Origin of the sequence: Blautia caecimuris (genome assembly GCF_024622975.1) — a bacterium.
Taxonomy (GTDB): domain Bacteria; phylum Bacillota; class Clostridia; order Lachnospirales; family Lachnospiraceae; genus Blautia_A; species Blautia_A caecimuris.
In genome coordinates this window covers 89976-96880 of record NZ_JANJZT010000015.1, presented here as the reverse complement: position 1 = coordinate 96880, position 6905 = coordinate 89976, and the positions used below count along the sequence as shown (strand labels likewise).

8 protein-coding genes are annotated in these 6905 nt (G+C 45.0%); 2 read left to right on the top strand and 6 right to left on the bottom strand.

What is annotated here, in order from left to right:
- Positions 1 to 256 precede the first annotated feature (256 nt).
- Complete coding sequence (locus NSA57_RS10855; protein WP_257464841.1) at positions 257 to 1498, bottom strand: IS256 family transposase; 1242 nt, start codon at positions 1496 to 1498, stop codon at positions 257 to 259.
- Positions 1499 to 1514: 16 nt separating this feature from the next.
- On the opposite strand from NSA57_RS10855, the gene NSA57_RS10850 reads away from it, so the two are divergent.
- On the top strand, positions 1515 to 1883 hold the full coding sequence (locus NSA57_RS10850; RefSeq protein WP_257464840.1) for a phage antirepressor KilAC domain-containing protein: 369 nt from the start codon (positions 1515 to 1517) through the stop codon (positions 1881 to 1883).
- A gap of 148 nt (positions 1884 to 2031) precedes the next feature.
- On the opposite strand, the gene hcp is transcribed toward NSA57_RS10850, so the two are convergent.
- The 4 genes from hcp to NSA57_RS10825 form a co-directional block, all read right to left on the bottom strand.
- Entirely contained in the window at positions 2032 to 3660 is a 1629-nt protein-coding gene (hcp, locus tag NSA57_RS10840) for a hydroxylamine reductase (RefSeq protein WP_257464839.1), read from the bottom strand.
- A 79-nt stretch (positions 3661 to 3739) separates the two neighbouring features.
- A complete protein-coding gene (locus NSA57_RS10835) occupies positions 3740 to 3928 on the bottom strand; it encodes a ferredoxin (protein WP_257464838.1) in 189 nt (62 codons plus the stop codon).
- A gap of 33 nt (positions 3929 to 3961) precedes the next feature.
- Positions 3962 to 4294 carry a cupin domain-containing protein gene (locus NSA57_RS10830; RefSeq protein ID WP_156354597.1) on the bottom strand — a complete coding sequence of 111 codons (333 nt, stop codon included), beginning with the start codon at positions 4292 to 4294 and terminating at the stop codon, positions 3962 to 3964.
- Between the two features lie 75 nt (positions 4295 to 4369).
- Positions 4370 to 5083 (bottom strand): ATP-binding protein, encoded by a 714-nt coding sequence (locus NSA57_RS10825; RefSeq protein ID WP_156354598.1) that lies wholly within the window; start codon positions 5081 to 5083, stop codon positions 4370 to 4372.
- Positions 5084 to 5174: 91 nt separating this feature from the next.
- Between NSA57_RS10825 and NSA57_RS10820 the strand changes: the two genes are divergently transcribed.
- Positions 5175 to 5837 carry a Crp/Fnr family transcriptional regulator gene (locus NSA57_RS10820; RefSeq protein WP_022239855.1) on the top strand — a complete coding sequence of 221 codons (663 nt, stop codon included), beginning with the start codon at positions 5175 to 5177 and terminating at the stop codon, positions 5835 to 5837.
- A 95-nt stretch (positions 5838 to 5932) separates the two neighbouring features.
- Here NSA57_RS10820 and asrC read toward each other — a convergent pair whose 3' ends face one another.
- A complete protein-coding gene (gene asrC, locus NSA57_RS10815; RefSeq protein ID WP_172540510.1) occupies positions 5933 to 6895 on the bottom strand; it encodes a sulfite reductase subunit C in 963 nt (320 codons plus the stop codon).
- Positions 6896 to 6905: the final 10 nt, after the last annotated feature.

Sequence of the window (6905 nt, the reverse complement as noted above, 5' to 3'; positions counted from 1 at the left end):
GGTTTTGTATTGCTGGATACGGTCAGCCCAGAGTTTTGCTTTTTCTTCTTTGTTCATAGTGTATAGAATACCTCCTGGGTTTTAAGGAGATTGTAGCAGAATAAAAAATGAAAAAACAGATACGGATGATTACTTACTAATGATAGGCGGAAAACTGGAATGAAATCAGCTTTTCGCCTTTGTTTTATATATAACAGTTACAAAATTGTATGTCAAGAGCGGGCGGGAAATCCGCCCGTCTTTTTGACCTTTTTTATTATTCCGGTAAGCGTCCCTCATACATAATGCTTAGTTCACCATAGACCTGTGCCCAGTTCCGGATCGTTGCTGTCCATTTTTTCGTAGCTTCAAAGGTAGCCAGATAAAGGGCTTTTAAAAGGGCTGTATCGCTTGGAAAAACACTTCTTTGACGGTTCAGCTTCCGGTAGGTAGAATTCAAAGATTCAATAGCATTTGTTGTATAAATAACCTTTCTGACAGTTGCTGAAAACTTGAAAATCGGGGAAATGGAATCCCAATTATCCTTCCAGCGTTTCATGGAATTCGGATATTTCGGAGTCCATTTTTCCGTTACCCTATCCAAAGCTGCCAAAGCTTTCTTTTCATCCGCTGCCTGATATATCGTTTTCAAATCTGTAGCAAATGCTTTTCTGTCTTTATCTGGAACATATCTTAAGGTGTTTCTTACCTGATGAACGATACATCTTTGATATTCTGGCTTAGGAAATGCTGCCGCAATCGCTTCTTTGATACCTGTGAGTCCATCTGCACAGATGATCAGGATATCTTTTACACCACGATTTTTTAATTCGTTTAAGACGGAGAGCCAATACTTGGAACTTTCATTTTCTCCAATACTGATGGTAAGCACTTCTTTCTTACCTTCCGCATTAATCCCAAGGATGACATACGCAGCAAGCTTCCGAATCACTCCATTATCACGGACTGAATAGTGAATCGCATCAATATACAGGATGGGATAAACTTCATCTAGTGGTCGATTCTGCCAATCTTCAATCTGTGGAAGAATCTTGTCTGTAACATCTGATATAAAACCTTCGGATGTTTCAAAACCATAAATATCTTCGATTGTTTCTGAAATTTGCCGGGTTGTCATACCTTTTGCATACATAGAAATAATCTTCTGATCGATATCTGAAATGTCTTTCTGACGCTTCTTTACTACTTGAGGTTCAAAAGTTGATTTTCTGTCTTGTGGAACTTCAATCTCCATAGAACCATAACGACTATTCACTCTTTTTCGCTTATAACCATTGCGATAATCATCGCTATCAGAACGTTCTGATTTTTCATATCCCAAGTGGTCATCCATTTCCGCTTCCATCATCTCTTTGATGGTTCCACCAAGAAGATCTTTCAGAGCATCCTGGATATCTTCTGCTGATTGGATATCGTATTCTTCTAAGAGTTGATGAATGATGTTACGTTTTCCTTCTGTCATTTGTACTCTGTGTACAGGTTTCTTTTCTCTTGCCATAATAAAAGGCCTCCTTATGATAAAATATTTTACCATAGAAGACCTTCTAAAACATTATTTACAGAAAAAGTTTCACATTCTCCTTATCGCAAATCCCGACCTTGCCATCGCAGCCTTCCAGGCATTGAAGGCCGAGCGCGAAAAGAGGCAGGCACTTGAGGAAGCGGTCGCAGTACAGGCACAGCAGATCGCAGAGCTGAAGCCGAAGGCAACCTACTACGATGTGGTTCTTAAATGTAAGGATGCGGTGAACATTTCCGTTATCGCCAAGGACTACGGATGGAGCGCACAGCGCATGAATGAGTATCTGCACAAGAAGGGTGTGCAGTACAAGCAGTTCGACATACTTTTTAGCCAAATAGGAATATCCACCTTCACCTCTTAAATATGCTTCCACTACTTTTTTCTTAAATTCAAAACTATATTTTGGCATAAAAACACCGACCTCCCAATCGTTAGATTTTTTAGTCTAACTTTTGGGGGTCGGTTCAATTTTACAGAAGCAAAGCTGTCTTTTTTATTTATGCATGAGTTTAAAAAAAGAATTTCAGATCTTCTTCTACTGTGCTAATTCCCGCAATACCAAAGTTCTCTACCAAAACTTTTGCCACATTGGGGCTGAGGAATGCCGGGAGAGTGGGACCGAGATGGATATTCTTCACGCCAAGATACAGAAGCGCCAGCAGAACGATGACAGCCTTCTGCTCATACCACGCAATGTTGTAGGCGATGGGCAGGTCGTTGATATCGTCCAGACCGAAAACTTCCTTGAGCTTCAAAGCAATGACAGCCAGAGAATACGAATCGTTGCACTGCCCGGCGTCCAGAACACGAGGAATGCCGTTGATGTCGCCCAAAGGCAGTTTGTTGTACTTGTATTTCGCGCATCCGGCTGTCAAGATCACAGCATCTTTCGGCAGCGCCTTGGCAAATTCGGTATAGTATTCCCGGCTCTTGGCACGGCCGTCACAGCCCGCCATCACAACGAACTTTTTGATCGCGCCGCTTTTTACCGCATCGACCACCTGATCCGCCAGAGCCAGAACCTGCGCGTGTGCAAATCCGCCGATCAGCTCTCCTGTTTCAATTTCAGTAGGTGCAGCGCATCTTTTTGCGTGTTCAATGATAGCGGAAAAATCCTTCTGCTCCCCGATTTCTCCTGGGATATGGGTACATCCCGGATATCCTGCTGCACCAGTAGTGTAGAGTCTGTCTTTGTAGCTGTCTTTAGGAGGCACGATGCAGTTAGTCGTCATCAGGATAGGACCGTTGAAGGATTCAAATTCCTCCTTCTGCTTCCACCACGCATTGCCGTAATTGCCGATAAAGTTGGGATACTTTTTGAATGCCGGGTAATAGTGGGCAGGGAGCATCTCGGAATGGGTATAAACATCCACGCCGGTTCCCTGTGTCTGCTCCAGCAACATTTCCAAATCCCGCAGGTCGTGACCGGAAACCAGAATACCGGGATTTGTCCCAACGCCAATATTTACCTTCGTAATTTCGGGATTTCCATAGGCTTCCGTGTTGGCCTTGTCCAGCAGAGCCATACCGGATACGCCGTGTTTTCCGGTTTCCATTGTCAGAGCAATCAATTCTTCTACGCTGAGATTGTCATCCAGTGTAGCTGCCAGCGCCCGCTGAAGGAAGGCATCGACCTCCTCATCATCCTTCAGTAGAACGTTTGCGTGTTTGGAGTATGCGGACAATCCCTTCAGACCGTAGGTAATCAGTTCTCGCAGAGAACGGATATCCTCGTTTTCAGTAGAAAGAACACCGACAGTTGCGGCTTTTTCTTCCCAATTGCCAGAGCCATTCCATTTTGCCGCTTCGGGCAGACCGGAAGGCTCGGCAATCTGCGCCAACAGCACATCTTTTTCAGTCAGTGTGGCACGGATTCTTGCCTCAATGCTTTCTTTGTCAAAATTTGCATTGGTGATGGTGGTGAACAGATTCAGGGTAATCAAGTGATTGATTTCCGCAGATACCTGCTTCCCTTCCTGACGCAGTGCAGTTGTAACAGCTGAAATCCCTTTTGTGACATAGACCAGCAGATCCTGCATAGCTGCCACATCAGGCTTCTTCCCGCATACACCGGACATGGTGCAACCTTTGCACCCGGCGGTTTCCTGACACTGATAGCAAAACATTTTTGGTTCCATAATAGACCTCCTAAAAACTTTTAAAATTTGAAATGATGTAGTTACTTTTCAATCAAAAAAGTATATAGATGCGCTTGAATTAATCTTCCCAAGCGATTGCAGACACAGGACACGAATCAATTGCATCCTGCACGGCGCTTTGATTGTCATCGTTTGCTGGTTGGTATGCTTCCGCCTTCTCGTACTCATTCATACGAAAAACTTCGTCGCAGATCCGACAGCAAAGCCCGCAGCCAATGCAGAGATTCTGATCTACTTTTATTTTCATAAAATCACCTCCCTCTGTCAATTTTACGTTTGATTAAAATACAACGACCAAAAGCATCTTGAACGCTTCCTGTCCATATACCGCGTGAGGGTGTCCAGCTGGCATGACGATGGATTCTCCTTCATGCAACAGATATTCTGTGCCGTCAATGGTGATTTTTCCAACGCCGTCCAGACAGGTTACGAAAGCGTCGCCGCCCGATTCATGGGTGCTGATTTCCTCGCCCTTTGCGAATGAGAACAGGGTAATACTTACTGCCGGATTTTGCGCCAGCGTCTTGCTGACTACCTGCCCCTCCTGATAGGAGATCTGCTCCTTCAGCGTCAGAACCTCGGCTTGCGCAATGTTTTTCATTTTTTTACTCATAACAGTCACCTCCTGCAATATAATTTGTTTTTGTCTGTCGGATATATTTCAAAAACTGAAGAACCGAATCAGAGGTTATTCCAGAATCTTTCCATCAATCGAGATAGTGACCACCTGCCAGGGAATGAATTTCCCGCTTGCCTGCAATGCTTTTTTAGCAGCTAACTCCAGTCCGCCGCAGCAGGGAACTTCCATCCGCACAATGGTCACGCTCTGGATATTGTTGTTTTGGATAATCTGCGTCAGCTTTTCGCTGTAATCCACGTTGTCCAGCTTGGGGCAGCCAATCAGCGTAACCTTCCCACGCATAAAATCCTCGTGCATTCTGGCATAGGCATATGCGCTGCAATCTGCCGCAATCAGCAACTTGGCTCCTTCAAAATAGGGGGCACCTACTGGAACCAGCTTAATTTGGCAGGGCCACTGCCTCAGCTGTGACTCAGCCTGCATCGGGGCAGAAGGAGCAGATTCCTGCGAATGCTGGATTCGCTGCATTCGGCTGCCCGGGCAACCCGCATGAACACCAACGGAAGGAGAATTCATTCTGTTCTTTTTTCTCATATTTTCCTGCACAGCCTTTTCGTCATAGGCAGCAGCTTCCCGTTCCACAAAGGAAATCGCACCGGTGGGGCAGGTGGGCAGGCAATCGCCCAGACCATCGCAATAATCGTCCCGCAGGAGTTTTGCCTTCCCGTTTACCATGCCGATAGCCCCTTCATGGCAGGCTTCGGCGCAGGCCCCACATCCATTGCACTTTTTTTCGTCTATCTGAATAATTTTCCGAATCATGTTTGCTTCATCCTTTCTCTTGCGTTTCTGGATTTAGTATACTATAATATGAAATGAAAGTCTGTTGTTATAACAACAAGGAGTGAAAAATATGAATTTATCCAATACACAACTGTTTCGAGGACTGGAAGAAGCAGAGATTACATCTCTTTTGGGTTGCCTGAATGCCACAACGCGTAGTTTTCAAAAAGGAGAGGTAATCCTTTCAGAAGGAAACATCACGGAAAATATCGGGATCTTGCTGTCCGGCTTGGCGGTGATCTCCTGCAACGATATCTGGGGCAATACCAGTATTTTGGGGCATGTTGCGCCCGGATCTGTATTCGCCGAGGTGTATGCCTGCATTCCGGGGGAGCCGATGTTGGTTACGGTGTCCGCTGCGGAGGATACATCCATATTGTTTATGAATGTGGGGCGTGTCCTGGCTACTTGTACCAATGCCTGTCCATTCCACACAAGACTTGTCCGAAATCTGCTGACTGTCTGCGCTCACAGAAACCTTCAGCTTTCTCAAAGAATCCAGCATACCAGTTCCAAATCCATTCGGGGGCGGTTGATGTCCTATTTTTCGGAATGCGCCAAACGCGCCGGGAGCAATTCTTTCTTGATCCCCTACAACCGCCAACAGTTAGCTGATTATCTGAATGTGGACCGCAGTACCATGTGTAACGAGCTTTCAAAAATGCAAAAAGACGGAATTATTGAGTACAGCAAGAATCAATTTTTATTAAAAGATAGCTTGATGTTTCAATAGAGAGTATGAGTGATTCATTGTATGTTTTCTGATGATCTATTTTATAAAAAAAATACTTTTAAGTGTCCTTCAAAAATCTCTCAAGCTGTTATATATCAATATGTTATACCTTTCCAATACATGGGAGTCATAACTTCTGCAATCTCTGGCAGAGTGACATCCCGCAAGGCCCATCGTTTGAACTCTTCAAAACCAGTACGGTCTACAATGTAGCCAATATGCTCTTTTCCGCCGGGAGCATTGGGGTCGATGTACTCCTTCACATAGTCGTAGGTATTGAGAATGATTTTGATAATACTGTCTTCGTCCACCCACTTGATGAAATCTTCACCCAGACGCGGGTTCTTTTTGCCAGTTCTACCCAGCAAAGTAAGTCTATAGTATTTCTTTTCACTACGAGTCCATGCAGCATTCGGACAGGCCAAAACACATTCTCCACAGCCAATGCATCGCCGCTCATCTCGTTGAGGACGGAAGTTGACTGGCTTCAGAGCCTCAACAGATTTCTTTTTGCAGGCTTTTACACAGGCCCCGCAGCTAACACAACGATCAGACTCAAGATGAGGTACTGTCATACCCATGATGCCAAAGTCATGCATACGTACTTTGGCACAATCATTGGGGCAACCAGTCAGAGCAATCTTAAAGTGGAGATCGTTGGGGAAAACAGCTTTTTCAATACGCTGGGCAAGCGCAGTGGTATCATAACAGGCGAATGGACAGACACGGTTGCCCACGCAAGCGGTGATATTTCGGGTTCCAGCAGCAGGATAGCCGCAGCCCACTTCATCCTGATTGATCTCCAAACCGTCAATCAGGCTTTGAAGGGCAGCATTAACCTCTGGCATCTTTTCAAAAGGAATACCAGGAATCTCAAATCCCTGTCGGCTGGTAATATGAACTGTGCCATTTCCGAAAGTTTCTGCAATATGCTGAATTTGGCTCAGATATTTGGCATCCAGATGACCACCGGGAACACGGATTCTGGAAGCAGTCATACCACGTTCTTTAGTGACACGAAACGCATTCTTTTTTAGTATTTTTGTGTTGATATCCATGTTACCCCTC